The sequence below is a fragment of the Burkholderia sp. 22PA0106 genome, from assembly GCF_047497155.1.
In the GTDB taxonomy this organism is placed as follows: Bacteria; Pseudomonadota; Gammaproteobacteria; order Burkholderiales; family Burkholderiaceae; genus Burkholderia.
Genome location: NZ_CP163162.1, coordinates 2,979,171 through 3,003,597, shown reverse-complemented (window position 1 = coordinate 3,003,597; position 24,427 = coordinate 2,979,171). Strand labels below are relative to the sequence as shown.

At 66.2% G+C, this 24,427-nt stretch carries 23 protein-coding genes; 20 read left to right on the top strand and 3 right to left on the bottom strand.

Annotation, left to right across the window (positions count from 1 at the left end):
- Positions 1–6 precede the first annotated feature (6 nt).
- The 10 genes from AB4850_RS12965 (at position 7) to argE (ending at position 8,512) form a co-directional block, all read left to right on the top strand.
- The gene (locus AB4850_RS12965; protein WP_414440210.1) at positions 7–1,128 is read left to right on the top strand and encodes a hypothetical protein; all 1,122 of its coding nucleotides are present in this window, start codon (positions 7–9) and stop codon (positions 1,126–1,128) included.
- Complete coding sequence (locus AB4850_RS12960; protein ID WP_414440209.1) at positions 1,125–1,895, top strand: SDR family NAD(P)-dependent oxidoreductase; 771 nt, start codon at positions 1,125–1,127, stop codon at positions 1,893–1,895. Before AB4850_RS12965 ends, AB4850_RS12960 begins: the two co-directional genes overlap by 4 nt.
- Before the next feature lie 12 nt (positions 1,896–1,907).
- Positions 1,908–2,711, top strand: coding sequence for an SDR family NAD(P)-dependent oxidoreductase (locus AB4850_RS12955; protein ID WP_414440208.1), 804 nt, complete (start codon positions 1,908–1,910; stop codon positions 2,709–2,711).
- A 33-nt stretch (positions 2,712–2,744) separates the two neighbouring features.
- Positions 2,745–3,053: a hypothetical protein gene (locus tag AB4850_RS12950; protein ID WP_414440207.1), complete on the top strand. Its 309-nt coding sequence runs from the start codon at positions 2,745–2,747 to the stop codon at positions 3,051–3,053.
- A 22-nt stretch (positions 3,054–3,075) separates the two neighbouring features.
- A complete protein-coding gene (locus AB4850_RS12945; protein WP_414440206.1) occupies positions 3,076–3,819 on the top strand; it encodes a 4'-phosphopantetheinyl transferase family protein in 744 nt (247 codons plus the stop codon).
- Between the two features lie 573 nt (positions 3,820–4,392).
- Positions 4,393–5,724 (top strand): flavin-containing monooxygenase, encoded by a 1,332-nt coding sequence (locus AB4850_RS12940; RefSeq protein WP_414440205.1) that lies wholly within the window; start codon positions 4,393–4,395, stop codon positions 5,722–5,724.
- Positions 5,724–6,158 (top strand): RidA family protein, encoded by a 435-nt coding sequence (locus tag AB4850_RS12935; RefSeq protein WP_414440204.1) that lies wholly within the window; start codon positions 5,724–5,726, stop codon positions 6,156–6,158. Before AB4850_RS12940 ends, AB4850_RS12935 begins: the two co-directional genes overlap by 1 nt.
- Before the next feature lie 33 nt (positions 6,159–6,191).
- Positions 6,192–6,629, top strand: a complete 438-nt coding sequence (locus AB4850_RS12930) for a RidA family protein (RefSeq protein ID WP_414440203.1) — start codon at positions 6,192–6,194, stop codon at positions 6,627–6,629.
- A 10-nt stretch (positions 6,630–6,639) separates the two neighbouring features.
- Positions 6,640–7,317 (top strand): DUF1028 domain-containing protein, encoded by a 678-nt coding sequence (locus AB4850_RS12925; RefSeq protein ID WP_414440202.1) that lies wholly within the window; start codon positions 6,640–6,642, stop codon positions 7,315–7,317.
- Entirely contained in the window at positions 7,310–8,512 is a 1,203-nt protein-coding gene (gene argE / locus AB4850_RS12920) for an acetylornithine deacetylase (RefSeq protein WP_414440201.1), read from the top strand. The genes AB4850_RS12925 and argE overlap by 8 nt, the downstream gene beginning before the upstream one ends.
- Before the next feature lie 84 nt (positions 8,513–8,596).
- Here the strand turns inward: argE and AB4850_RS12915 are convergent, their stop codons facing one another.
- Positions 8,597–9,520 (bottom strand): LysR family transcriptional regulator, encoded by a 924-nt coding sequence (locus AB4850_RS12915; RefSeq protein WP_414440200.1) that lies wholly within the window; start codon positions 9,518–9,520, stop codon positions 8,597–8,599.
- A 653-nt stretch (positions 9,521–10,173) separates the two neighbouring features.
- On the opposite strand from AB4850_RS12915, the gene AB4850_RS12910 reads away from it, so the two are divergent.
- On the top strand, positions 10,174–11,589 hold the full coding sequence (locus tag AB4850_RS12910) for a purine-cytosine permease family protein (RefSeq protein ID WP_414440199.1): 1,416 nt from the start codon (positions 10,174–10,176) through the stop codon (positions 11,587–11,589).
- 62 nt (positions 11,590–11,651) lie between these two features.
- On the opposite strand, the gene AB4850_RS12905 is transcribed toward AB4850_RS12910, so the two are convergent.
- Entirely contained in the window at positions 11,652–12,104 is a 453-nt protein-coding gene (locus AB4850_RS12905) for a winged helix-turn-helix transcriptional regulator (RefSeq protein WP_414440198.1), read from the bottom strand.
- A 122-nt stretch (positions 12,105–12,226) separates the two neighbouring features.
- Between AB4850_RS12905 and AB4850_RS12900 the strand changes: the two genes are divergently transcribed.
- The 8 genes from AB4850_RS12900 to AB4850_RS12865 all read left to right on the top strand — a co-directional run bounded on the left by AB4850_RS12900 (position 12,227) and on the right by AB4850_RS12865 (position 21,239).
- On the top strand, positions 12,227–13,480 hold the full coding sequence (locus AB4850_RS12900) for an MFS transporter (protein ID WP_414440197.1): 1,254 nt from the start codon (positions 12,227–12,229) through the stop codon (positions 13,478–13,480).
- A gap of 305 nt (positions 13,481–13,785) precedes the next feature.
- Positions 13,786–14,091 (top strand): 2Fe-2S iron-sulfur cluster-binding protein, encoded by a 306-nt coding sequence (locus tag AB4850_RS12895; protein ID WP_414440196.1) that lies wholly within the window; start codon positions 13,786–13,788, stop codon positions 14,089–14,091.
- A 29-nt stretch (positions 14,092–14,120) separates the two neighbouring features.
- Entirely contained in the window at positions 14,121–14,873 is a 753-nt protein-coding gene (locus tag AB4850_RS12890; protein ID WP_414440195.1) for a hypothetical protein, read from the top strand.
- A 10-nt stretch (positions 14,874–14,883) separates the two neighbouring features.
- Positions 14,884–16,230: an ATP-grasp domain-containing protein gene (locus AB4850_RS12885; protein WP_414440194.1), complete on the top strand. Its 1,347-nt coding sequence runs from the start codon at positions 14,884–14,886 to the stop codon at positions 16,228–16,230.
- Positions 16,231–16,233: 3 nt separating this feature from the next.
- The gene (locus AB4850_RS12880; protein WP_414440193.1) at positions 16,234–17,568 is read left to right on the top strand and encodes an ATP-grasp domain-containing protein; all 1,335 of its coding nucleotides are present in this window, start codon (positions 16,234–16,236) and stop codon (positions 17,566–17,568) included.
- A gap of 15 nt (positions 17,569–17,583) precedes the next feature.
- Positions 17,584–18,852: an ATP-grasp domain-containing protein gene (locus AB4850_RS12875; protein WP_414440192.1), complete on the top strand. Its 1,269-nt coding sequence runs from the start codon at positions 17,584–17,586 to the stop codon at positions 18,850–18,852.
- 103 nt (positions 18,853–18,955) lie between these two features.
- On the top strand, positions 18,956–19,843 hold the full coding sequence (locus AB4850_RS12870; RefSeq protein WP_414440191.1) for an EamA family transporter: 888 nt from the start codon (positions 18,956–18,958) through the stop codon (positions 19,841–19,843).
- 58 nt (positions 19,844–19,901) lie between these two features.
- Positions 19,902–21,239, top strand: coding sequence for an aminotransferase class V-fold PLP-dependent enzyme (locus AB4850_RS12865; protein ID WP_414440190.1), 1,338 nt, complete (start codon positions 19,902–19,904; stop codon positions 21,237–21,239).
- Positions 21,240–21,350: 111 nt separating this feature from the next.
- Here AB4850_RS12865 and AB4850_RS12860 read toward each other — a convergent pair whose 3' ends face one another.
- Positions 21,351–22,457 carry an SAM-dependent methyltransferase gene (locus AB4850_RS12860; RefSeq protein WP_414440189.1) on the bottom strand — a complete coding sequence of 369 codons (1,107 nt, stop codon included), beginning with the start codon at positions 22,455–22,457 and terminating at the stop codon, positions 21,351–21,353.
- A gap of 717 nt (positions 22,458–23,174) precedes the next feature.
- On the opposite strand from AB4850_RS12860, the gene mdh reads away from it, so the two are divergent.
- Positions 23,175–24,347, top strand: coding sequence for an iron-dependent methanol dehydrogenase (gene mdh / locus AB4850_RS12855; RefSeq protein ID WP_414440188.1), 1,173 nt, complete (start codon positions 23,175–23,177; stop codon positions 24,345–24,347).
- The last annotated feature ends 80 nt before the right edge of the window (positions 24,348–24,427 follow it).

Sequence of the window (24,427 nt, the reverse complement as noted above, 5' to 3'; positions counted from 1 at the left end):
ATGTCAATGAATCATTTTACGAACCTGACGACGCCGCTTGCGATCGGGCCTCGCCTGATTTTGCCGAACCGGATGTACTTCTCTTCCGTCGGTTTCGACGTGTGTGATGCAACGGGGCGTCCGCTGCCCGAATTCCTCGACATCTACGCGTCGATCATGCAGGGAGGATGTAGTTTCGGATTCCTCGGCAATTCGTCGGTCGATCCGGCATCGCAGTACACGGACCGGAGCCTGAAGCTGACTTCCTCGTCGCACGCCGATGATCTGCGTCCGGTTTTCGAAGCCGCGCGGCGCTTTGGCGTCGCGCTGGGTGTCCAGCTTCAGCATTACGGCGTTCACGCGCTCGCGGCCGGCAAGGGCGCAGTGGAAGGTGACGTCACGTCGGTGAGCGATGAGCAGATCGATCAATACATCGGCCATTTTTGCGAGGCGGCTCGCCAGGCACTGTTGATCGGCGCACCGATGTTGCAGATCCACGCGGCCAATGGCTATCTGCTGAGCAGCTTCCTGTCGCCGCGAACGAATTCTCGAACGGACCGATGGGGTGGGTCGCCGCTCGGGCGAGCGCGGATTCTGCTGGAAATCGTGCAGCGCGTGCGTGCGCTGGCAGGCAATCGTGCAGCGATCTTCGTGCGCCTGCAGATCGACGACGGCTTCGGCGAAGCCGGGCTGCAGGTGGAGCAGTTGGGCGGCGTCGTCGAGGCGCTCGAGGAGGCGGGCGCCGACGCGATTACCTGTGCGACCGGCGTGGCCGGGACGTTCGGGAAGTTTCTCGGAGACCGCGACTATTCGCTGGCGCTGTCACGCAATGCGGTGCGGTTCCTGAAGCGGGCGACGCGGTTGCCTATCGGCTTCGCTGCCAACCTCGACAGCCTCGCGACGGCGGAGGCTGTCGTCGCGAGCGGCGACGCCGATTTTATCGGCTTCGGGCGCGCGATCGTCGCGGATCACCAGTTCGTGTCGAAGGAATTGTCGGGGCGCACGGCCGAAGTCGACCGCTGCCGGTGGGATTCGTATTGCCTGCGAGACAAGAGGGAGCCGCTGGCGGATCGGGTCTTCTGTTGCGTTAATCCCCGCTATCTTCGGCCTCAGCTCATTCAAATGAAATATCAGGAAAACCAAACATGACATTTAAAGGAAAAATCGCGCTGGTTTCGGGGGGCACGCGTGGCATCGGCTTGAACGTCGCGCAGGCGCTGGTCGGCGCGGGTGCATTTTGCTACGTGACTGGACGCAACGAGGACGATGGTGGTCGAGCGCAGGCGCTGCTCGGCGAGAACGGGCGCTACGTTGCGCTCGACGTTACCGACGAGACCGCGGTTGGCGGCCTCTTCGACCTGATCGAATCCCGCCATGGCCGTCTCGATCTCGCGGTCAACAACGCAGGCGTGACGACTCGGCGCGCTGCGGTTCGCGAACTGGACCTGAAGGAATGGAGGCGCGTACTGAACATCAATCTGATCGGCCCGCTGCTGCTGATGTCGCATGAAATTCGCCTGATGGCGCGGCACGAGCGCGCGTCGATCGTCAACGTGTCGTCTTGTGGCGGCGTGCTCGGTCAGCCTCGCCAGAGCGCGTATTCAACCAGCAAGGCGGCGCTGAATATGCTGACCCAGGTTGCCGCGATCGAGAGTGCGAGTCCGACGGAAGGCCAGCACGTGGTGCGCGTGAATGCCGTGTGTCCAGGTCCGACGCTCGGTGGCATGAATACCGAGGAGAGACTGCGCGCGAACCCGGAGTCGACGCAGGAAAAGATTCAATCGACCGCGATGAAGCGTTTCGCGAACCCGGAGGAAATCACGGCCGCGATTCTGTGGTTGCTCGGCGAGCAGGCATCGTATGTGACGGGCACGCTGCTGTCCGTCGACGGCGGATTCGTGGCAGGCAAGTTTTGAGCCTGTTCGATCATGCGCGGGATCGCAGTCATCGAAATGACGGAGGGTGACGTGGCGAGTGTATTTATTTCCGGCGTCAGCGAAGGGATCGGTTATGCGCTTGCCGCGCATTATCTGGCTCGCAACCGGACCGTGTACGGCGTCGCTCGACGTCGGCCCGATGCCTTGCTGGCGCACCCCAGGATGATCTTCAGGCAGTGCGACTTGCAGACGCTCGACGAGACGACAGACCTGTTCGATGGGGTGTTCGCGCCCATCGCGAGGGACGGCGTGTCCGTCGTATACCTGAATGCGGGCGTTTCCGGGGCGGGGCCTACGCCCGCCCGTGAATGTTCGCTCGATGATATTCAGCGGACGCTGGCCGTCAACACGTTGGCGAACAAGGTGCTGCTCGACAAATTCATGGCGCTGCCGGTTCGTCCCGAGGTCGTGGTCGCGTCCGCGTCGATAGCGGGTGTGCGGTTTCGCGCCGGCATGTTGCCGTACAGCCTGTCGAAGGCTGCGTTGCTGGCGCTGTGCGGGGTCTATGCCGAGGAGCATCCCGATGTGTTCTTTGCGGTGCTGGGCATGTGCAACGTCGATACCGCACTGTCGCGCGAGATCGTGTTCAGCCCACGCATCGCGGAGTTTCCGGAGCATGTCCGATTAAACGAGCGATTCCGCACGCCAGGCTATGCGGTATCGGCGGAGCAGCGCGCGGCAGATGTGTTCGACCTCATTCATCCCGTACCGGATGAACGTCTGAGGAGCGGTCGGTTCATCGAGATTCGGGGGCTGCTCTCTCAAGACGGATCGGCGCAACGCGTCGCCGGATGATTTTTTCGAAATTTGGATGAAAGGAGCCCAACCATGCAGGATCAACTGAATGAAATGCTGACCGATGCGATCAAGAGCCAGGATCCTTATCTTGAGCAATCGGTAGATCTGTCGCAGGGGCGCGACACGAAGCTGTACGCGGAAGCCGGGCAGCTCGATTCGCTGAGCCTCGTGACGATTATCGCGGATCTCGAAGAGCAGATCTTCCGAAGCTTGGGCGTACGCTTGCAGCTCGCCAACGAGCGTGATCTGGCCATCGAGAATTCGCCGTTCAACACGTTCGGACGGATGATCGACTACATCGAGGAGCGTGTCCGCGAAGCGATGCAGAAGGCGCCGTGAACGCGTGAGCGCGGGGCGGCGGATGCCGAGACGCCAGGCACAGGTGCTGGATGGGCCGCTGCCGTGGAGCGCGGCCCAGGCGGGGACGGTGGAGCTGATGCATCACGTCGATGCGAATCCGTTGATGGTGGCGTGGGCCAGTCGGGCTGAGGCGTCGGCCGGTGAAGCGTGGATGTTGTCGGGTGCGGAATGGGGCCATGCGCGTGATATCGCCGATGCCGGCCGCCGTACGCGCTTTGTTGCCGGGCGGACGTTCGTGCGCCGGGCGCTTGGGCGCTGCATCGACGGCGAGCCATACTGCGGCAAGTTCGTTGCGGGTCGATTCGGGAAGCCCGGTTTGCCGCCGCCCCATGCATCGCTTGGCTTTAACGTGTCCCATGCCGGCGACCTGATCGTGGTGGCGATCAGGCAGGGTGGTTCGATCGGTGTCGATATCGAGCGGTGTGACCGCGCAATTTCCCTGACGCTAACGGATGTCGTCTTCAACCGAGACGAACAGGAGTGCCTGTCGCGATGCGACGACTGGCGTGTCGCATTCCTGCTCGGCTGGACATGCAAGGAAGCCGTGCTCAAGTGCGTAGGTTGCGGGTTGCTTCGCGATCCGAAACGCATCAAGGTGTTCATCGACAATGACGGCATCCGGGATTCGATCGCGTACGAGTATTCCGAACAGGGCGAGCTGGTCGGAACCTACCGGATCATCCCGTTGTCTTGGATGCGGGACACGGTGGGGGTGATTGCGGTTCCATGCCGGGCCTGTCCGTAATTTTGTGTTCAAGGCATATTCATGTCCCCAGGAGGACGTATGCCTCGCAAACCGAAAGCCGAGCCGGCCGAGCTGCCGGCGATTCCCGCTGAGTTGTTGGAGCAGTTCCACGGTATCAATTACCGGCCGCAGGCCGATTGCCACGGTGGTATACGCCGGTGATAGTCAGCAGCTTGCGCAGCCAGGTTGCGCCTGCATTCCGAACACCTCCGACGCCCCCGCTCTCGATGCGTTCCTCTCTACTTTTGACCCGGTCAACCTATCCGCCACCCACAAAAATCTCGCCAAAATTCCCATTTCCCCCCGCCAAAAAACCGCCGAATCCGCTCCCCACGCGCCCCCCGTACCCCTTTCCCAGCGGCCGTTCCAGCCCGCAACTCCGCGCCCCGTAACGCTTCCCGCCCTCTCGCAACTTTTTCCTAACCAGCGACCACAAAAAACATCATTTCCTTAACCCCCACCTCTGAACAGAATTCCAGGCATGCCATTCGCGGCGCGCCAAGCCGCGAACCAGAAACCGAACCCGGCCGCGGTTGGCGCGCCGGGTTGAACCGCTTTTCAGAGGAACGCGCGATGACAGTCGGGAACACAGTCGTAGACACGCTGGTGGTCGGCGCCGGCCAGGCCGGCGTGGCGATGAGCGAACACCTGAGCCGCCTCGGTGTGCCGCATCTGGTGCTCGAACGCGATCGGATCGCCGAGCGCTGGCGCACCGGCCGCTGGGATTCGCTGGTCGCCAACGGCCCGGCCTGGCACGACCGCTTCCCCGGCCTCGAATTCGAAGGGCTCGACCCGGATGCGTTCGCCTCGAAAGACAGCGTGGCCGATTACTTCGAGGCCTACGCCAAGAAGTACGACGCACCGATCCGCACCGGCGTTGACGTCACCAAGGTGGTGCGCAACGTCGGCCGCCCCGGCTTCACGGTCGAAACCAGCGACGGCACGATCGAGACGACCCGCGTGGTGGTGGCCACCGGCCCGTTCCAGACGCCGGTGATCCCGCCGATCGCGCCGTCCTCGCCGGCGCTGACGCAATTGCATTCGGCCAGCTACTACAACCCGCAGCAACTGCCGGCCGGCGGCGTGCTGGTGGTGGGCGCGGGTTCGTCGGGCGTGCAGATCGCCGATGAACTGCAGCGCGCGGGCCGCAACGTCTATCTGTCGGTCGGCCCGCACGACCGCCCGCCGCGCGCCTATCGCAACCGCGATTTCTGCTGGTGGCTCGGCGTGCTCGGCAAGTGGGACGCCGAAGCGGCGATGCCGGGCCGCGAGCACGTGACGATCGCCGTCAGCGGCGCGCGCGGCGGCCATACCGTCGATTTCCGCCGCCTCGCGCATCAGGGCGTGAACCTGGTCGGCCTGACCGAATCGTTCGACGGCAACGTGGTGCGCTTCCAGCAAGACCTGGCCGCCAACATCGCGCGTGGCGACGAGAACTACCTGTCGCTGCTCGACGAAGCCGACGCCTACATCGCCCGCAACGGCCTCGACCTGCCGGAAGAGCCGCAGGCGCGCGAGATCCCGGCCGATCCGGCCTGCCTCACGCAGCCGCTGCTGGAACTGGATCTGGCCCAGGCCGGCGTCACGTCGATCATCTGGGCGACCGGCTACGCCACCGATTACCGCTGGCTGCAGGTGGACGCGTTCGACGCCAAGGGCAAGCCGAAGCATCAACGCGGCGTGTCGGTCGAGCCGGGCATCTATTTCCTGGGCCTGCCGTGGCAGTCGCGCCGCGGTTCGAGCTTCATCTGGGGCGTCTGGCACGATGCCAAGCACGTGGCCGACCACATCGCGATCCAGCGCCAGTACCAGACCTACCGCGACAGCACGCAGCGCGAAGCCGCCGCAGCCGCAGTGGCAGCCGCTCCGCAAGCGGCCCAAACCAGCGAAATCGGAGTGAATTGATGCCCACCCATACCCGTATCCGGATGTTCAACACCAAGGACACCTATCCGAACCAGACGCTCGACAACGACCTGTGCCAGGCCGTGCGGGCGGGCAATACCGTGTACGTGCGCGGCCAGGTCGGCACCGATTTCGACGGCAACCTGGTGGGCCTCGGCGACCCGCGCGCGCAGGCCGAGCAGGCCATGAAGAACCTCAAGCAACTGCTGGAAGAAGCCGGCAGCGACCTCTCGCACGTCGTCAAGACCACCACCTACCTGATCGATCCGCGCTATCGCGAGCCGGTGTATCAGGAAGTGGGCAAGTGGCTCAAGGGCGTGCATCCGATCTCGACCGGGGTCGTGGTGGTGGCGCTGGGCCAGCCGCAATGGCTGATGGAGATCGACGTGATCGCGGTGGTGCCGGATGGCTGGACGCCGCCCGCCGCCGCCTGAGCGCCATCCCCCATTCTTAGGTGAACTGAACCCATGAGCCAGACCACGCATACCCGTATCCGGATGTTCAACACGAAGGATACCTACCCGAACCAGACGCTCGACAACGACCTGTGCCAGGCCGTGAAGGCCGGCAATACCGTGTACGTGCGCGGCCAGATCGGTACCGATTTCGACGGCAACCTGGTGGGCCTCGGCGATCCGGCCGCGCAGGCCGAGCAGGCGATGAAGAACGTCAAGCAACTGCTGGAGGAAGCCGGCAGCGATCTCTCGCACATCGTCAAGACCACCACCTACATCATCGATCCGCGCTATCGCGAGCCGGTGTATCAGGTGGTCGGCAAGTGGCTGAAGGGCGTGTACCCGATCTCGACCGGCCTGGTGATCGCCGCGCTGGGCCAGCCGCAATGGCTGATGGAGATCGACGTGATCGCCGTGATCCCCGACAATTGGACGCCGCAACAGGCCTAAGGAGGCACGCATGACTTTCTCGATCGTCGGCCGGTGTCAGGAAACCGGCCAGCTCGGCATCGCGATCAGCTCGTCGAGCATCGCCGTGGGCGCGCGCTGCCCGTGGGTCCGCGCCGGTGTCGGCGTGGTGGCCACGCAGAACGTCACGCTGCCCGCGCTCGGCCCGGAGATCCTCGATCTGCTGGAGGCCGGCCAGCTCGATCCGGCCGCCGCGCTCGACCGCGCGCTGTCGGCGAACGGCTGGAGCCAGTATCGGCAGGTCACGGTGATCGACGGCCAGGGCCGCTCGGCGTTCTTCAGCGGCAAGGAAGCGCTCGGGCTGTATCACGCGGTGGCGGGCGACCAGTGCATCGCGGCCGGCAACATGCTGTCCGGCCTGAACGTGATCGAAGCGATGGTGCCGGCCTTCGAGAACGCGCCCGGCGCGCTGGCCGACCGGCTGCTGGCCGCCATGCAGGCGGCGCTGGCGGCGGGCGGCGAGGCCGGCCCGGTGCACTCGGCCGCGCTGAAGATCGCCGGCGACGTGATCTGGCCGATCGTCGACCTGCGCGTGGATTGGGCCGACGAAGATCCGATCGGCCAGCTTGCCGGCCTGTGGCAGGCCTACAAGCCGCAGATGGCCGATTACCTGACGCGCGCGATCAACCCGACCGCCGCGCCGAGCTACGGGGTGCCCGGCGATGAGTGAGGCCGCCCACATCACGGAGGCGGGCGCGGTGCTGTCCAGCCGCGATCTGCTCGAACGGCTGATCGGCTTTGCCACCGTCAGCCGCGATTCGAACCTCGCGCTGATCGAGTTCATCCGCGATTACCTGGCCGGGCACGGCGTCGAGTGCGAGCTGTTCTACAACGACGCGCGCACCAAGGCCAACCTGTTTGCGACGATCGGCCCGTGCGATCGCGGCGGCGTGGTGCTGTCCGGCCACACCGACGTGGTGCCGGTGGACGGCCAGGCGTGGACGGTCGAGCCGTTCCGCCTGACCGAGCGCGACGGCAAGCTGTACGGGCGCGGCACCGCCGACATGAAGGGCTTCCTGGCCTCGGTGCTGGCCGCCGTGCCGGCCTTCGTCGCGCGCGAGCGCGAGCTGGCGCTGCCCGTGCACCTGGCGTTCTCGTACGACGAGGAAGTGGGTTGCCTCGGCGTGCGGCCGATGCTGGCCGAACTGGAGCGGCGCGCCGTGCGCCCGCGCCTGTGCCTGATCGGCGAGCCGACCGAACTGAAGCCGGTGCTCGGCCACAAGGGCAAGCTGGCGATGCGCTGCCACGTGAAGGGCGCGGCCTGCCACTCGGCCTACGCGCCGTACGGCGTCAACGCGATCGAATACGCGGCCAAGCTGATCGGCCATCTCGGCGAGATCGGCACGCGGCTCGCGGCGCCCGAGCATCACGACGAACGTTTCGACCCGCCGTTCTCGACCGTGCAGACGGGCGTGATCCACGGCGGCCGCGCGCTGAACATCGTGCCGGCCGAGTGCGAATTCGATTTCGAGGTGCGCGCGCTGCCCGGCTACGACGCGCAGGAAGTGGCCGACGACCTGCACCGCTACGCTGACTCCGAGCTGCTGCCGAAGATGCAGGCCGTCAAGCCCGACACCGGCATCCGCTTCCAGCCGCTCAGCGCCTACCCGGGCCTGGCCACGCCGCCCGACAGCGAAGCCGCGCAACTGCTGGCGCTGCTGTCCGGCTCGACCGAGTTCGGCACCGTGGCGTTCGGCACCGAAGGCGGCCTGTTCGAGCAGGCCGGCATGCCCACCGTGGTGTGCGGGCCCGGCAGCATGGATCAGGGGCACAAGCCCGACGAGTTCGTCAGCGTCGAGCAACTGGCCGGCTGCGATGCGATGCTGGCGCGGCTGGTGACGCATCTGAGCTCGCGCGAGGCCTGAGCCATCGAGGCTTGCTCAGTCATCCTGACGTACTGACATAGGCGGCCCGCTTTCGAGTGGGCCGTTTTTCATTGGCGCGACGCGTCAGCCGCGCGGCGCGGCGCTCAACGCCGTGAGCCGTTCGCGGCAGAAATCCACGAACAGTTGCGCGGGCTTGGTCAACTGGCCGCGCTTCAGGCGTGCGCTGACCAGCCCCGAGCGCGCCACCGGCTCGGCGATGTCGATCGTCACGACCTTCTTCCCGTCGTAGGTGCATTCGGAGTGCGGGCGCGTGACCAGCAGCGAAAAGCCGAAGCCCTGGCCGACCATGCCGCGCACCATCTCGATCGACGGCGAGCCGAACACGATGTTCGGCGTGAGGCCGAGCGCATGGAACAGGCTGACGAAATAGGTGCGGCTCGGCTGCACGTCGAGCAGGATCATCGGCTCGACGCACAGGTCGCGCAGCGACACCTGCGCCTGGCTGGCGAAGCGGTGGTTTTCGGGCAGCAGCACGTAGGGCTTCTGGGGCGGCATCAGCGGTTCGGTTTCGATGGTGCCGTCGAGTTCGTGCTCGTAGACGAACGCCACGTCGAACGTGCCCGCCGTCAGGCCCTGCACGAGTTCCTGCTGGTCGCCGTCGCGAATCCGGATGTTGACGCCCGGATACAGCTCGCGAAAGCCCGCGATCAGTTGCGGCAGATAGAGCGGGGCGACCGTCTCGAAGCAGCCGATATCGATCTGGCCGGTTACCACGTCGTTGTCGGCCAGCGCGTTCTGCTCGAACTCGTGCGACATGCGCAGCAGTTCCTGCGCCTTGCGGTAGAAGCGCGTGCCGCTCGGCGTCAGCGAGACGCCCTGCGCGTGATGGCGGATGAACAGCTTCACGCCGAAGCTTTCCTCCAGCCCTTTGATCGCGTTCGAAATGGAGGGCTGCGCGATGAACAGCTGGCGCGAGGCCTCGGCCACGCTGCCGGCCTCCACCGTCGTCACGAAATACTTCAGTTGTCGCAATGTATAGAAAGCCACGGAAACCTCTGCTGCTCGCGCGCCGGAGTGGGGCAGGCAGGGGGCTGGCGGCCCCGCGCGCGCGTGGGTGTCGGTCGGATCGGCTAGCACCTTACCGCACGCGGCGCACCCGCGCGCGGCCCGCTGCCGACTTTTATCTTATGACGCGAGCATAAATTTTATTTTTGGTCCGGCGCGCGAATGTGTCTTGCCACGTGCGCACGGGCGGCCGCCTTGCAACGTGAAAGCTTGTCGGCGATCGGTTGCGGATGCCCGCCGAAGCCCGTTCTGGTGCGTTTTGGCACCGATTTTGTGCTCCGCATGGTTCATCTCTGGACATAGCAAAAAGCTTTGCAAGACACACTAAAACGATAATTCTCAAATGTTATCGGCTTCGCTAAATTTTGGCTCACATCAACGGTTTACCGATGAAAGCGCGTACGCCGGGCGGTTGCGAAACAGGGGTTTCGCGGCCGGACCAGCAGGTTTTCATCGGCAGGCCGTGGCACCGGGCGCCACGCTCGCCGCGCATTCGCGATTGGTTCGGATTTCGAAATATGAACGGATTCGGGGCGGGAGCGATTCGCCCGGGCGCCTGCTGATGCCTGACGAGGGGCGCCGGTTGGCCCCAACCGCTTCAGCGCGGCACGCCGCGCACGCAAGGAGACATCATCGTGACCACCCCGGAGCGCACCGCGTCCCCATTGATTGAAAAGCATACGATCGGCTATGTGCCGCCCGAGGATCGCCACGGCAAGGTGCGCGACCTGTTTACGTTGTGGTTCGGCGGCAATATCGCGCCGCTGCCGATCGTGACCGGCGCGCTCGGCGTGCAGGTGTTTCACCTGAACCTGGTGTGGGGCATCATCGCGATCATCGTCGGCCAGGCGGTCGGCGGCGTGCTGATGGCGCTGCACTCGGCGCAAGGCCCGCAGATGGGCATCCCGCAGATGATCCAGAGCCGCGCGCAGTTCGGCTCGCTCGGCGCGCTGCTCGTCACGCTGATCGCGGGCGTGATGTACGTGGCGTTCTTCGCGTCCAACATCGTGCTGGCCGGCAAGTCGCTGCACGGCATTACCTCGGCCGTGCCGGTGCCGGTGGGCATCGTGGTCGGTGCGGTGGGCTCGGGCCTGATCGGCATCATCGGCTACCGCTTCATCCACATCCTGAACCGCATCGGCACCTGGGTGCTCGGCATCGGCATCGTGGTGGGCTTCGGCTATATCTTCACGCACGTGCAAACGGCCGACTTTCTGACGCGCGGCGGCTTCGGCTTCGCCGGCTGGCTCGCCACGGTGTCGCTGTCGGCGCTCTGGCAGATCGCGTTCGCCCCGTATGTATCGGACTACTCGCGTTACCTGCCGGCCAATGTCAAGGTGTCCTCGACGTTCTGGGCCACCTACCTCGGCTGCGCGATCGGCTCGACGCTGGCGTTTTCGTTCGGTGCGGTGGCCGTGCTGGCGGTTGCGCCGGGCGCCGATACGATGGATGCCGTCAAGCAGGCCACCGGCCCGTTCGGTCCGCTGATGCTGGTGCTGTTCCTGTTGAGCGTGATCAGCCACAACGCGCTGAACCTGTATGGCGCCGTGCTGTCGGCCATCACGTCGATCCAGACCTTCGTGTGGCGCTGGATTCCGACGGCGCGCGCCCGTGCCGTGTTCTCGATCGTGATCCTGCTGGCCTCGTGCTACGGCGCGATCGGCGTGTCGACCAACTTCATCGGCCACCTGGTGGACCTCGTGCTGGCGCTGCTGGTGGTGCTGGTGCCGTGGACGGCGATCAACCTGATCGACTTCTACGTGATCCACAAGGGCGACTACGACATCGAGTCGATCTTCCGCGTGGATGGCGGCATCTACGGCCGCTTCAACCCGCAGGCGCTGATCGCCTACGCGGTGGGCATCGCGGTGCAGATCCCGTTCATGAATACGCCGATGTATGCCGGCCCGGTGCCGGGCTACCTGGATGGCGCGGATTTGTCGTGGATCGTGGGGTTGCTGCTGACTTCGCCGCTGTATTACTGGCTGGCGACGCGCGACACGGCGTATCGCCGCCGTCAGGACAGCGCACGGGCAGCCGTGGTGCGCTGAAGCCGCCGATCACCGATGGACCAAAAAAAACCGCGCCTCGTGCGCGGTTTTTTCATGGGCGCTCAGGACGCCTCGATTTTCCTGACGATCGTGTGCGCGGCCTTCAGCGGCTTGTCGTCGGCGTCGCGCAGCACCTGCTTGCGGACGGCGCGGCCGCTCTTGCGCTCGACCATGACCGAGTGCTTCTCGCCGCGCTCGAACAGGTTCGCCTCGCCCCACTGGCGCAGCATCACGATCACCGGGAACAGCGCCTCGCCGCGGCTCGTCAGCACGTACTCCTGATAAGCGGTGCCGTCCGACGCCGGCACGATCTCGAAGATGCCGGCATCCACCAGCATTTTCAAACGCGCCGACAGGATGTTGCTGGCGACCCCCAGGCTGCTGCGGAAATCGCCGAAGCGGCGCACGCCGTCGAACGCATCGCGCACGATCAGCAATGCCCACCGGTCGCCGACGATGTCGGTTGCCCGCGCCACCGGGCACGGCGAATCCGCCGCGCTCTTCTGCTTGACCATTCTGACCTCCTCGACGCGCCTGCGCGGGCTTGGGTGCCGCGCACAACTCGTTGCATTTTAAAACATCCTTCCCTACACTGCATCCAGTTTTGAATTGCAACCACTTTACCAGGGGAGTACTGATGAATTCACCCGCGAATTCCGCCAGGGAAGGCCGGCTTGGCGATGCAGAAAATAAGGGCGGTGCGGTTGGCCGGCTGCCCACGGCCATCGTCACGCTGCTGGCCGTGTGCTGCGCGGCCAGCGTTGCGAACGTGTATTACGCGCAGCCGCTGCTCGATTCGATCGCGAACGATTTCCAGATCTCGCATGCCGACGTGGGCGGCGTGATCACCGCCACCCAGCTCGGCTGCGCGCTGGCGCTGCTGTTCGTGGTGCCCTTGGGCGACCTGCTGAACCGCAAGCGATTGATCGCCGTGCAACTGGCGCTGCTGATCCTCGCCTGCGTCGGCGTGGCGATTTCGGCCTCGCCGCTGGCGCTGCTCGCCGGCATGGTCGGCGTCGGCCTGCTCGGCACCGCGATGACGCAAGGGCTGATCGCCTATTCGGCCACGCTGGCAGGCGACGGCGAGCGCGGCCGGGTGGTGGGCGCGGCGCAGGGCGGGGTGGTGATCGGCTTGCTGATGGCGCGTTCGCTCGCCGGGGTGGTAACCGACATCGCGGGCTGGCGCGCGGTGTATCTGGTGTCGGGCCTGTTCGCGGTGGTGATGTTGATCGTGCTGTCGCGTCTGCTGCCCGCGCCGCGCACGCCGCGTGCGCAACTGAGCTACGGCGCGCTGCTGCGCTCCATGGGGTCGCTGCTGTGGCATGAGCGCGTGTTGCAGGTGCGCGGCATGCTCGGCCTGTTGATGTTCGCCGCGTTCAGCGTGTTCTGGAGTGCGCTGGTGCTGCCCCTCAGCGCACCGCCGTTCTCGATGTCGCACACGACGATCGGCGCGTTCGGCCTGGTGGGCGCACTGGGCGCACTGGCCGCCGCGCGGGCCGGGCAATTGACCGATCGCGGCCTCGGCCAGGTGACGACCGGTATCGCGCTGGCGCTGCTGCTGGTTTCGTGGCTGCCGATCACCTTCATGACCACCTCGATCTGGCTGCTGATCGCCGGCATCATCCTGCTCGACATCGGCGGTCAGGCGATCCACGTCGTCAATCAGAGCATGATCTTCAGCACGCGGCCGGAGGCGCATGCGCGGCTGGTGGGTTGCTACATGCTGTTCTATTCGGTGGGCAGCGGCCTGGGGGCGATTTCATCCACGGCCGTGTATGCGCGCGCGGGGTGGCTCGGCGTGTGCGCGCTGGGCGCGGGCATCAGTTTCGTCGCGCTGGTGTTCTGGGCGGCGACTCGTGGCGCAATGCGCCGGGATGCGGATCATGTTTGATGTAGTCATGATGACAGTTTGAAAGTCCATAAAACGAAATGGATATGCAAAAAATCTGATTGCAAGTCGCAACCGGATATGTGAGCATGGCTCCGCACCTGAGAGCGCGCGCTCACCGATGAAAACATAATTATCGGAGCGCGTGAAAAATACACCTGACTCCGATAAATAAATGAACCCCTGCAATTGCCACGGCGGCATGTTCCGTTCGCCCGACTGAAGCGGTATCCGCTTCGGTACTCACGTTTCGCAATACTGATCAACTGTTATCGCGGCTTGCCCTGCGCAGGCCGGGAGGGATGCGTGTGCACAAGATCGTGATCCTGCCGCAGAACGCCGAGGCCTGGCTGCCTCCGGGCAGCAGCCTGACCGAACTGGAATTCGAGCTGTACGACCAGGAATCGATCCCGTTCGGTTGCAAATCCGGCGCGTGCGGCGCGTGCGTGATCGAGGTCGTCGAAGGCTTGCCGCATCTGGGCACCCGAGATGCCCCGGAAGCGGAATTCCTCGACGCGCTCGGTTATCCGGGCGATGAATTCAGGCTGGCGTGCCAATGCCGGCTGAATGGCGAAGTACGAATTCGTGCGGCTTCTCTCGCACGTGATTATTGAAAACTCCACTTCTATTGACGAGGGTAATCATGAGCAATCGCGTTAAAAACGTCGGCTTCGAGAATCGCGTTCCGTTCATCAATGCTGCACGATCGGTTGAATTGCGCGCAGAAATCGATGCCATCATCGACGGTCAAATCGACAAATGGTATGAAACCGTGCCGTATGCCGCGCACCTCGAAGGCAAGACGATCGATTCGACTTATTACCAGCGTCACCTGATCGAAACCGCATGGCGCATTCGCCTGCTGCGCGTGTCGGAATCGAAGGCGCTCGTCGAAATCGCCAAGCGCAGCCCGGAAGCGGCGCAGATCTGGGCGAACTACGAGCGCGAGGAAATGCTGCACGACGAACTGTTCATTCAGGATCTCGAGCGGGCGGGCGTGAGCCGCGAGCAATTCCTCGCCACCGAGCCGTACCTGTCGACCAAGCTGCTGACCGGCTATTTCTCCTACCTGCTCGATCACGAAGGGCCGCTGGGCGTGGTCGCCTATTCGTACCTGGTCGAATACGTGAACGTGAAGCTCGAACCGCGCAAGATCGAAGCGCTGAAGGGTTCGGTGGGCGAAGGCAACATCGGCGGCCAGATCTCGCATTCGCACACGGATATCAACGACGACCACCCGGGCGAAGTGTGGGCCGCGATCCGTCACCTGCTGCGCAGCGACGACGATATCCAGGCGCTCAAGCGCTACCTCGACGAACATCAGACGGTGCTCGCGCTCTACTTCAAGGAACTCTACGAAGACAAGATCGCCGCCACGCTGAAAGCCGCGGCCTGATCGGGGAGCGATGATGAAAACCGATGGCGTTCTCATCCTGAGTCACTGCGGTTTCTCTTTCGCCGAGGATCTGATCGCGGCGTGTCATGCACGCGGCCTCGCCGCATGGGTGCTGTCGTCGCGGCCGCTCCCCGAGCACGGCGACGCCCGGCTCGCCGCGCTGCGCGAGCTGGCGGAGACGGTGTTCGCCACGGATGCTCACGAACTGGGTACCCGTGACCTCGAGAACGCCCTCGCGGCCCTGCATGAGCAGGGCCATACGATCAAGGGCTGCATCAGCGTGTGGGAAGGCTATCGCGCGCTGATGGCCTACGGCAACGCGTTGCAGGGCGTGGGCGACCTGCCCTGGCAGCGCGCCGATCAACTGCGCGACAAGCTGAAGGTGCGCACGCAGTTGCACGACGCGGGGCTGTCGCGGGTGCGTGCGCACAAGCTGACGCCCGCCACGCTGGCCGAGCTGCAACGCGACGGTCACCCGTATTTCGTCAAGCCGGTGCGCGGCATCGCATCCTACGGCGCGTTCCGGCTCGCGCGCGACACGACCTGGGCAGCGCTCGACGCGATCGCCGCCAAGGCGCGCGCCGATACGGTCTATACGTCCGTGCTTGGCGAAACCATCGAGTTCCTGGCCGAAGGTTATGTGAGCGGCAAGGAGTTCAGCTTCGAGGTGCTGGTGGCCGACGGCCGCCCCTACGTGGTCGGCATTCATGAGAAGTGCCAACTGACCGAGCGCGACGGCACGGTGCTCGAGGATAGCTGCACCAGCCCGCCGCATTCGCTGTCGGACGCGCAGAACGCGGCCGGCATCGCCTGGATCGGCGAGGTGCTGGCCGAACTGGCGCTCGATTGGGGCTGCTTTCATATCGAGGCGCGCTTCGACGGTGCGCGCTGGGATTTGATCGAGGTGAACCCCCGGGTGGGTGGCGCGTTGATCTCGCGCAGCGTGAAGGCGCTCAACGGCCAGGCCAGCGTGCTGGAGCTTTGGCTCGACCTGCTCGTCTCGCAGGCCGACGAAGTGCCGTCGCCGGCCTATCTCGACACCCTGGCGAGCGTGTCCTATCGCGCCGACGGCGTGCCGCCCGGCACCAGCGCCACGTTCTTCCGCGTCTATTTCGCCGAGCCGGGCCGCATCGAACGGATCGACGTCGAGCCGACCGATCCGCCGCCGCTGCTGACCCAGATCCTGCTCAAGCCCGGCGACGAGATCGAGCCGGCCGCGCGCGAGGTGTTTCTCGGGCAGATCCTCTGGCATCTGCCGCGCGAGCGGCGCGACGCCGAACTGCCGCGCTTGCTGGCCGTCACGGCCGATACGCTCGCGGTGCGCTACCAAACCAGCGAAACGACCGCAGGAGCCTGAGTGATGAGCGAAACGAGCCCGCTGTTGCTGATCGTCGATTACAACCTGACGCGCATCGCCGACGTCGCGCATCTGGTGCGTGTCGCCCACGCGCATCACCGTGTCGACACGCTGCTGATTCGCGCCGCGCCCGGCCCGCGCGATCGCGAAATCTGCCGCTACGTGATCGATCTCGATCCGCTGGCCGACGATTTCGTCGAGGCGGCCGAGGCCGCGCTGGCACCGTACCGGGCGCGCCTGCGCGCGGGCCTGGTGTTCTCCGACAACGCCGTGCAGCGCGGCGCGGCGCTGCTCGAACGGCTCGGCCTGCCGGTCGATTCGGCCGCGCTGGCGGCCGGCGCGTTCAGCAAGCGCGACTACCGCCTGGCCGAGGACGCGGTGCGCACGCTGCTCGATGCGCAACGGATCATGGCGCCGCGCAGCGCGGCGATCGCCTCGCTGGCCGACGTGCAGGCCTTCGCACAGGCGCATCCGGCGGGCTTCGTGATCAAGCCGTCGTGCGAGGGCAACAACCGCGGCGTGGCGGTGGTGCGCGCCGGCGACCGGCTCGATGCGGCGTTCGCGCTGGTCGAGCCGTATCTGGCGAACGGCGCGATCTGCGAGGCGCTGATTCCGTACCGTCGCGAATACTCGTTCGACGGCGTGGGCGACACGGCCTTCATCACGGAGAAGGTCAGCGCCGACGGCCAGTACCCCGTGGAGGTGGCGCAAATTCTCCCGGCGCGCCTGAGCGTGGCCGAGCGCGCTTCCCTGAGCCGGGCCGGCCGCATCGCGAACCTGCTGGTGGGGCAGCGCGACGGCCCGTTCCACAACGAAATCAAACTGAGCGACGACGGCACGCGCGCCGCCGTGGTGGAGCCCAACCGCCGCCCCGCCGGCATGAAGATCTGGACCATCGCGCAGGCGGTGTACGCGGTCGATTTCTATGCGCTCTGGGTGGATGCGGCGTTCGGCCATCCGCGCGACGTCCGGCTCGAAGCGGGCAGCACCCATGCGGCCACCGTGATGCTCGGCGTGCCCGAGGACGGCGAGTTCACGCCGCCCGCCACGGCGCAGGGCGAGGCGCTGCTCGCCGCGACGTTCGCGCAGGCGGCCGAGCGCTGCGGGCTGCCGGCTTCGGCGCTGCACCTGATCGAGTGGGGCTGGCTGTCGCCGCACACGCGTTTCATTCCCGCCGTCGCGCGCGAAAACGGCGACTTCGCGGCGCAGGCCTGCCTCGCCGTGGACGGCGCGCGCGCCGACATCCGCGAGGTGGTGCAGGCGGTGCGCGCGGCCTGGGTCGCGCAGCTCGCCAGCGCCGGCTTCCATGTTCCGCAGTCGGTCACGCTCGCGGCCTGAGAGGAGATTCCGATCATGAAGATTCTGATCCTGCATCGGGTGCCGTACGCCCGCATCGATTACGCGCGCGGCATCGATCACACGCGTCACGACGTGACGTATTTCGGCACCCAGCCGATCATCGATACGCTGCCGCCCGACCTGCGCCACGAAGCGGTGGTGCGGCCCGGCGAGCACAGCGCCTACGACGAGGCGCGCGCCTGGCTCGGCGCGCAGCCGCGCCGCTTCGACCGCATCCTGTCGCTGTCCGAGTACGAACTGCTCGATGCCGCTCGCCTGCGGGAATGGCTCGGCGTCGAGGGGCCGTCGGTGGACGCGGTGCAATGCGTGCGCGACAAGGTCCGCATGAAGCACAAGGCCGAGCAGGCCGGGCTGCGCGTGCCGCGCTACCTGCGGCTTCCCGAATGGCTCGACAACCCGGGCGCCGCGCGCTGGTCGGGCCGGACCGTGCTGAAGCCGCACAGCGGCGCATCGAGCGAGGACGTGGTGGTGTTCGCCGACCCGCAGGCGGCCTTGCGCGCGGTGCAGGCGCGCGCTTCGGGCGCGGTGCGGCTCGACCGTGGCGAACTCGATGCGCAGGCCTATCAGGTCGAGGAATTCGTGGACGGCGACGTGCTGCATTTCGACGGCCTGATCGCCGATGGCCGTCTCGCCACCGTCACCGCCAGCCGCTATGTCGGCACCTGCCTCGGGTTCGCCCAGGGCAAGCCGCTCGGTTCCTGCCATTTCCCGCTCACGCCCGCATTGCGCGAGTGGACGAGCCGCGCGCTCGCGGCGGTGGGCATCCGACACGGCAGCTTCCACCTGGAAGCGATCGAGACGCCGGCCGGCCCGGTGTTCCTCGAAGTCGGCAATCGGGTGGGGGGCGCCGACGTGGTGGCCACCTTCGAGCTGGCGACCGGCGTGCATCTGCCGTCCGAGGAACTGCGAATCCTGACCGGCGAACCGCCCTCGCACGCGTTGCCCGATACCCAGACGCAAGCGGCGTGGCACGGCTGGTTCGTGTTCCCCGGCCATGCCGGCGGCCCGGGCACCTATCGCGGCATCGACGGCATCGACGCGTTCCGGCGCGATCCGGTGGTGCGCCGCTGGGCCGAGCTGACGCCCGGCACGGCGTTGCAGCAGCGGATCACCTACTCGGCGCACGAGGCGCCGCTCGCGGGGATCGTCGCGTGCAGCGACGCGGTCGAGACCGACGCCTGGCTGCGCGGGCTGTTCGACGCGGCCCGCACCGCGCCGGCCGTCGCCGCTTCTGTCGCGGCCTCCGTCGCGCAGGCGGCCTGAGCGTCGTGCTCGCCCATCCTGCCCATCCCGAAACGCGGCGCGCGTGCGAACCACGCGCGCCGCATTCCCCTTTCCGCCACTTCCGTCACCATCGGACATCATCATGAAGCTTCGCGACATCCTGCTCGCCGTGTTCATCACGGCCATCTGGGGCCTGAATTTCTCGGTCATCAAGCTCGGGTTGCAATCGGTCGATCCGTTCATCCTGGCGGGCATCCGCTTCACGCTCAGCGCGTTCCCGGCGGTGTTGCTGATCCGCCGGCCGAAGGTCGAATTCCGCTATCTGGCCGCGTACGGCCTGATCTTCGGCATCGGCCTGTGGGGCATCGTCAACCTCGGCATCCAGGCCGGCCTGTCGGCCGGGATCGCGTCGCTGGTGCTGCAGTTCAGCGCGTTCTTCACGATCCTGCTCGGCGCGGTGGTGTTCAAGGAAAGCCTGTCGCGCTACCAGGTCGCCGGCATCGTCATCGCGCTGCTGGGGCTGGCCTGCATCATCACGATCACCGACGGCAGCGTGGCGCCGCTCGGCGTGGCGCTGGTGATCGTCGGCGCGATCGCCTGGAGCACGGCGAACATCATCATCAAGAAATCGGGCACCAAGGACGTGCTGGCGTTCCTCGTGTGGTCGAGCCTGTTCGCGCCGATCCCGCTGTTCGCGATCGCCTGGCTGCAGCACGGCGCGGCCGGCTACGCCGCGACGTTCGCCCACTTCGACGGCAAGGCGATCTTCTCGATCCTGTTCCAGGCCTATCCCACCACGCTGTTCGGCTACTGGATCTGGAACGTGCTGCTGAAGAAATACCCGGTGTCGACGGTCGCGCCGCTGTCGCTGTTGGTGCCGATCTTCGGGATGCTGGGCTCGGTGGCGATCTTCGGTGAGCACGTGGGCCTGCCGAAGATCCTCGCCACGCTGTTCATCGTGCTGGGGCTGGCGATCGGCCTGTACGGGAAGCGGATCGGCGCGCTGTTCGCGGGACGCGCCAGCGCATGAGCAGGGCGCGCGGGGCGCGCCGCGCCGCCGCGCAATCGACCTTTTACTGGAGCATTCGTTGACTACCAATCGCCGCCAGTTTCTGACTCACGGCTCTCGTGCTGCCGCCGCCGGCCTCGCGCTGGGGGCCGGCGTCGCGCCGCTCGCGCGCGCCGCCGATGCGCCCGCGCTTGCGTTCGATCCGTACGACTGGGCGTCAGTGCGCGCGCAGTTCAATCTGGACCCGCGCCTCGCGCATCTGTCGAACTTCTTCCTCGCCTCGTATCCGGCGCCGGTGCGCGCCGCGATCGACCGCCATCGCCGCGCGCTCGACGAGAACCCGTATGCCTATCTCGACGATCACATGTTCGCGAAGCCCGAGGACATGCTCTGGCGCAACGTGGCCGCCGCCGCCGCGCAATACGTGGGCGGGCAACCCGACGAGATCGCGCTGACCAGCAGCACCACGGTCGGGCTCGCGCTGATCTACAACGGCCTGTCGCTGAAGCCGGGCCAGGAAATCCTGACGACCACGCACGACTTCTATCCGCATCACGAATCGATCCGCCTTGCCGTCAACAAGTGGGGCGGCAGCATGCGCAAGATCGCGCTGTACGAACAGAGCGCGACGGCCTCGGCCGATCAAATGGTCGGGCGGCTGATCGCCGCGATTCGTCCGAATACGCGCGTGCTCGGCGTGACCTGGGTGCATTCGGGCACGGGCGTGGTGCTGCCGATCCGCGAGGTGTCGGCCGCGCTGGCGCCCATCAACGCGCAGCGTGCCGAGGCGGATCGCGTGTTGCTGGTGGTGGACGGGGTGCACGGCTTCGGCGTGCTCGACGAGGATGTCGCGCGCCAAGGCAGCGATTTCTTCTCGGCCGGCACGCACAAGTGGATCCTGGGGCCGCACGGCAACGGCATCGTCTGGGGCCGCCCCGCGAGCTGGGCGCTGGTGCAGCCGACGATTCCGTCGCTGATGTCGCCGGAGACCAGCGCGGCCTGGCGCGAGGGCCGCGACCCGCGCGGCCCGACGCAGGCGGCCTGGGTCAGCCCGGGCGGCTTCTTCGCGTACGAGAATCAATGGGCCACGGTGGAGGCGTTTCAGTTTCACCAGCGCATCGGGCGCACGCGCATCGCCAACCGGATTCTCGATCTCAACGGGCAATTGAAGGAAGGGCTGGCCGGCATGCGTCACGTGACGCTGCACACGCCGCGTCGGCGCGATCTGTCGGCCGGGTTCGTCTGTTTCGAGGTCAAGGGCTGGACGCCGGCCGCCGCGGTGGACCGGCTTCGCGAACGCGGCGTGGTCGCGAGCACGACGCCGTACGCCGTGTCGTATGCACGTTTTTCGGCCGGCATCGTCAATTCGCCGGCCGATATCGAACGCGCACTGAGCGAGGTGCGCAAGCTCGCCTGACGGCGGCGGCGTCGCTCGGCGGGATCGGCAACAAAAAGCGCGTGCCTTCGATGGCACGCGCTTTTTTCGCTATCGGGCCTGCGGAAAACCGCCGGCCCGAATTCAGGCTCCTCAGGCGTTCCCCACCGCCGCCGCCGAGCGCTTGTCGAACAGATAATGCGCCACGCCCCATTCCTTGCCGTGGCGATAGCCGAACAGGCCTGCCACCGCCATGTAGAACATGCGCCAGCGCTGGAACACGATCGGCGCGTTGTCCTCGCCGAAGGTCTCGCGCAGCATCGGCAGGATCTGCTCGTGCGCGGCGTCGAGCGACGCGAGCCAGTGGTTGGCCGTGCGCTGGTAATGCGTGCCGTCGAGCCACCACTGCTTTTCCACGCGCAGATGATCCTGGAAGCGCAGCAGCAGGTCCGCCGACGGCATCGTGCCGCCGCCGAAGAAATGGCGCGACATCCAGTCGTTGCCGTCCTGCGCCGTGAAGTGATACGCCACCAGCCGGTGCGCGAACAGATGCACGAACAGCTTGCCGTCGTCGCTCATCCAGTACGAGAGCTTGGCGAGCAGCGCGCGGTAGTTCTTCATGTGCTCGAAGTTCTCGATCGACAGCACGCGGTCGAAGCGAGCGTCGCCAGGCGCGAACTCGTAGGTGGCGATGTCGCCGGTCACGATCGTCAGGTTGGTCAGCCCGCGCGCCTTGGCGCGTTGCTCGACGAATTCGCGCTGCCGCTGCGAAACGGTCAGGCCGACGATATGCGATTGCCGGTAGCGCTCGGCCAGCCACAGCGATTGCGCGCCCCAGCCGCAGCCGAGGTCGAGCACGCGCTGGCCGTCGGCCAGCTCCGCGCGCTCGGCGTAGAGCGCCAGCATCGCGTCCTCGGCGTGCGCGAGCGTGTCCTCGCCCTGCGGGAAATAGCAGCACGACTGCTTCACGCGCGGCCCCAGATGCGCCTCGAAGAACGCGGCCGGCATGTCGTGCAGCTCGCGGCTGGTGGTTTGCGAATCGGTGGCGATCGGGCTGCGGTTCAGGTCGTCGACGAAGGTGTTGAGCGCGTCGATGCGGGCCACGTCGTCGTCGACATGCTCGGTGCGCAGCTTCTGCCACAGCAGCGCGCTGATGCCGCCCCGAATAACCGAGTCGGACACGCGGCCGCGCTCGCAATAGCGGATCAGCCAGCCGTCCTGGTCAATGACGGATTTCGAATCGAAGGTGGTCGCGGTCATGGTCGGTGGCTCCGTGAGTAGGGATCGTTATGGTCGGCCGCTCGGAACGGTCTCGGGAGAAGCTCGGATGGCGCGCCGCGCGGCACGCCGGATGGACGGCCCCGATTCGACGAGGCCGGGCGCGCGTTCCGGGCAAGGTGCCGGAACGAGAAGCGGGAAGGGGAACAGGGAACCGTGCAGCTGCAGCATTGCGCGCGAACCCGGCTGCGCGCGGCTCGCGGGAATAATCAGGACAACCGAGGTTGCGGCGCACCAGCGCGACAGACGCCCCGAAGCGGGGCTGTTGCGGTGCAGCGGGAGAGGGGGCGCGCACGGACGCATTCGACGCCGGCGGCGTGCCTGCTGCGCGATTCGCGTGATCGGACCTGAATACGCTACGCATCGCCTCTCCCGGCGGATGAATGCTTCCATTTTGATTAACTGGCGCGGCAGGTCAATACGGGGGAACGCCCACCCGCAAACGGCAGGATTCGGGGCCGGAATTGACCGTATCGAAACGGTGCGACCGCCATAAAAACGGGGCCGGACGCTGTTCCGCCCGCTTGCAACACTGTTGCGGGGTTGATTCGAAACGCAACACCTGTGGCGATCGTCAACATCGCGGGCACCCGGCCGATTTCGCGAAACCCTTGTTCGGCAAGGCTTTTCACGATTGGTACGGTTCCTGCGAAAAGCGCTGCGGGTACCCGGATGCCCCCACAAAACTTTGGAGACGACATGAGCTACCTCAGCATCGCAGATCGCACCGACAGCTTCTTCATCCCCTGCGTCACCCTGATCGGCCCCGGCTGCGCCCGGGAAACCGGCACGCGCGCCAAATCGCTGGGCGCGAAGAAAGCGCTGATCGTGACGGATGCCGGGCTGCACAAGATGGGGCTGTCCGAGCAGATCGCGAGCACCCTCCGCGAGGCGGGCCTGCAGGCCGTGATCTTCGCGGGCGCCGAGCCGAACCCCACCGACGTCAACGTGCACGACGGCGTGAAGCTGTACCAGCAGGAAGGCTGCGATTTCATCGTGTCGCTGGGCGGCGGCTCCTCGCACGACTGCGCGAAGGGCATCGGCCTGGTCACGGCGGGCGGCGGGCATATCCGCGATTACGAAGGCGTCGACAAGTCGAGCGTGCCGATGACGCCGCTCATCTCGATCAACACCACGGCCGGCACGGCCGCGGAAATGACGCGCTTTTGCATCATCACGAACTCCAGCAACCACGTGAAGATGGCGATCGTCGACTGGCGCTGCACGCCGCTGATCGCGATCGACGATCCGCGCCTGATGGTGGCGATGCCGCCGGCGCTGACGGCCGCCACCGGCATGGACGCGCTGACGCACGCGGTCGAGGCGTTCGTCTCGACCGCCGCCACGCCGATCACCGACGCCTGCGCCGAGAAGGCGATCGCGCTGATCGGCGAATGGCTGCCGAAGGCGGTGGCCAACGGCGAATCGATGGAAGCGCGCGCGGCCATGTGCTACGCGCAGTACCTGGCCGGCATGGCGTTCAACAACGCGTCGCTCGGCTACGTGCACGCGATGGCCCACCAGCTCGGCGGCTTCTACAACCTGCCGCACGGCGTGTGCAACGCGATCCTGCTGCCGCACGTTTCGGAATTCAACCTGATCGCAGCGCCCGAGCGCTTCGCGCAGATCGCCGCGCTGCTCGGCGTGAACACGGCGGGCCTCTCCACGGTGGATGCGGCCGCCTCGGCGGTGACGGCGATCCGCCGCCTGTCGGCCTCGGTCGGCATTCCGTCGGGCCTCGCCGGGCTCGGCGTGAAAGCCGAGGATCACGAAGTGATGGGCGTCAATGCGCAGAAGGACGCCTGCATGCTGACCAACCCGCGCCGGGCCACGCTGGCGCAGGTCATCGCGATTTTCGAAGCGGCCATGTAAGCCGCAGCCCCTCGCCGGCCTGGCCCGCGAGGGGGCAAGGGCCCGCGTCGCACACGTGACACAGGTGACGCGCGGGCCTC

Excerpts from the sequence above, each read along its gene's own strand:
- AB4850_RS12890 (WP_414440195.1), top strand. The coding sequence starts at position 14,121 with ATGAGCAATCGCGTTAAAAACGTCGGCTTCGAGAATCGCGTTCCGTTC.
- AB4850_RS12875 (WP_414440192.1), top strand. The coding sequence starts at position 17,584 with ATGAAGATTCTGATCCTGCATCGGGTGCCGTACGCCCGCATCGATTAC.
- AB4850_RS12935 (WP_414440204.1), top strand. The coding sequence starts at position 5,724 with ATGCCCACCCATACCCGTATCCGGATGTTCAACACCAAGGACACCTAT.
- AB4850_RS12880 (WP_414440193.1), top strand. The coding sequence starts at position 16,234 with ATGAGCGAAACGAGCCCGCTGTTGCTGATCGTCGATTACAACCTGACG.
- AB4850_RS12870 (WP_414440191.1), top strand. The coding sequence starts at position 18,956 with ATGAAGCTTCGCGACATCCTGCTCGCCGTGTTCATCACGGCCATCTGG.
- argE (WP_414440201.1), top strand. The coding sequence starts at position 7,310 with ATGAGTGAGGCCGCCCACATCACGGAGGCGGGCGCGGTGCTGTCCAGC.
- AB4850_RS12900 (WP_414440197.1), top strand. The coding sequence starts at position 12,227 with ATGAATTCACCCGCGAATTCCGCCAGGGAAGGCCGGCTTGGCGATGCA.
- AB4850_RS12905 (WP_414440198.1), bottom strand. The coding sequence starts at position 12,104 with ATGGTCAAGCAGAAGAGCGCGGCGGATTCGCCGTGCCCGGTGGCGCGG.
- AB4850_RS12860 (WP_414440189.1), bottom strand. The coding sequence starts at position 22,457 with ATGACCGCGACCACCTTCGATTCGAAATCCGTCATTGACCAGGACGGC.
- AB4850_RS12955 (WP_414440208.1), top strand. The coding sequence starts at position 1,908 with ATGCGCGGGATCGCAGTCATCGAAATGACGGAGGGTGACGTGGCGAGT.
- AB4850_RS12960 (WP_414440209.1), top strand. The coding sequence starts at position 1,125 with ATGACATTTAAAGGAAAAATCGCGCTGGTTTCGGGGGGCACGCGTGGC.
- AB4850_RS12950 (WP_414440207.1), top strand. The coding sequence starts at position 2,745 with ATGCAGGATCAACTGAATGAAATGCTGACCGATGCGATCAAGAGCCAG.
- AB4850_RS12925 (WP_414440202.1), top strand. The coding sequence starts at position 6,640 with ATGACTTTCTCGATCGTCGGCCGGTGTCAGGAAACCGGCCAGCTCGGC.
- AB4850_RS12940 (WP_414440205.1), top strand. The coding sequence starts at position 4,393 with ATGACAGTCGGGAACACAGTCGTAGACACGCTGGTGGTCGGCGCCGGC.
- AB4850_RS12965 (WP_414440210.1), top strand. The coding sequence starts at position 7 with ATGAATCATTTTACGAACCTGACGACGCCGCTTGCGATCGGGCCTCGC.
- AB4850_RS12945 (WP_414440206.1), top strand. The coding sequence starts at position 3,076 with ATGCCGAGACGCCAGGCACAGGTGCTGGATGGGCCGCTGCCGTGGAGC.
- AB4850_RS12885 (WP_414440194.1), top strand. The coding sequence starts at position 14,884 with ATGATGAAAACCGATGGCGTTCTCATCCTGAGTCACTGCGGTTTCTCT.
- AB4850_RS12930 (WP_414440203.1), top strand. The coding sequence starts at position 6,192 with ATGAGCCAGACCACGCATACCCGTATCCGGATGTTCAACACGAAGGAT.
- mdh (WP_414440188.1), top strand. The coding sequence starts at position 23,175 with ATGAGCTACCTCAGCATCGCAGATCGCACCGACAGCTTCTTCATCCCC.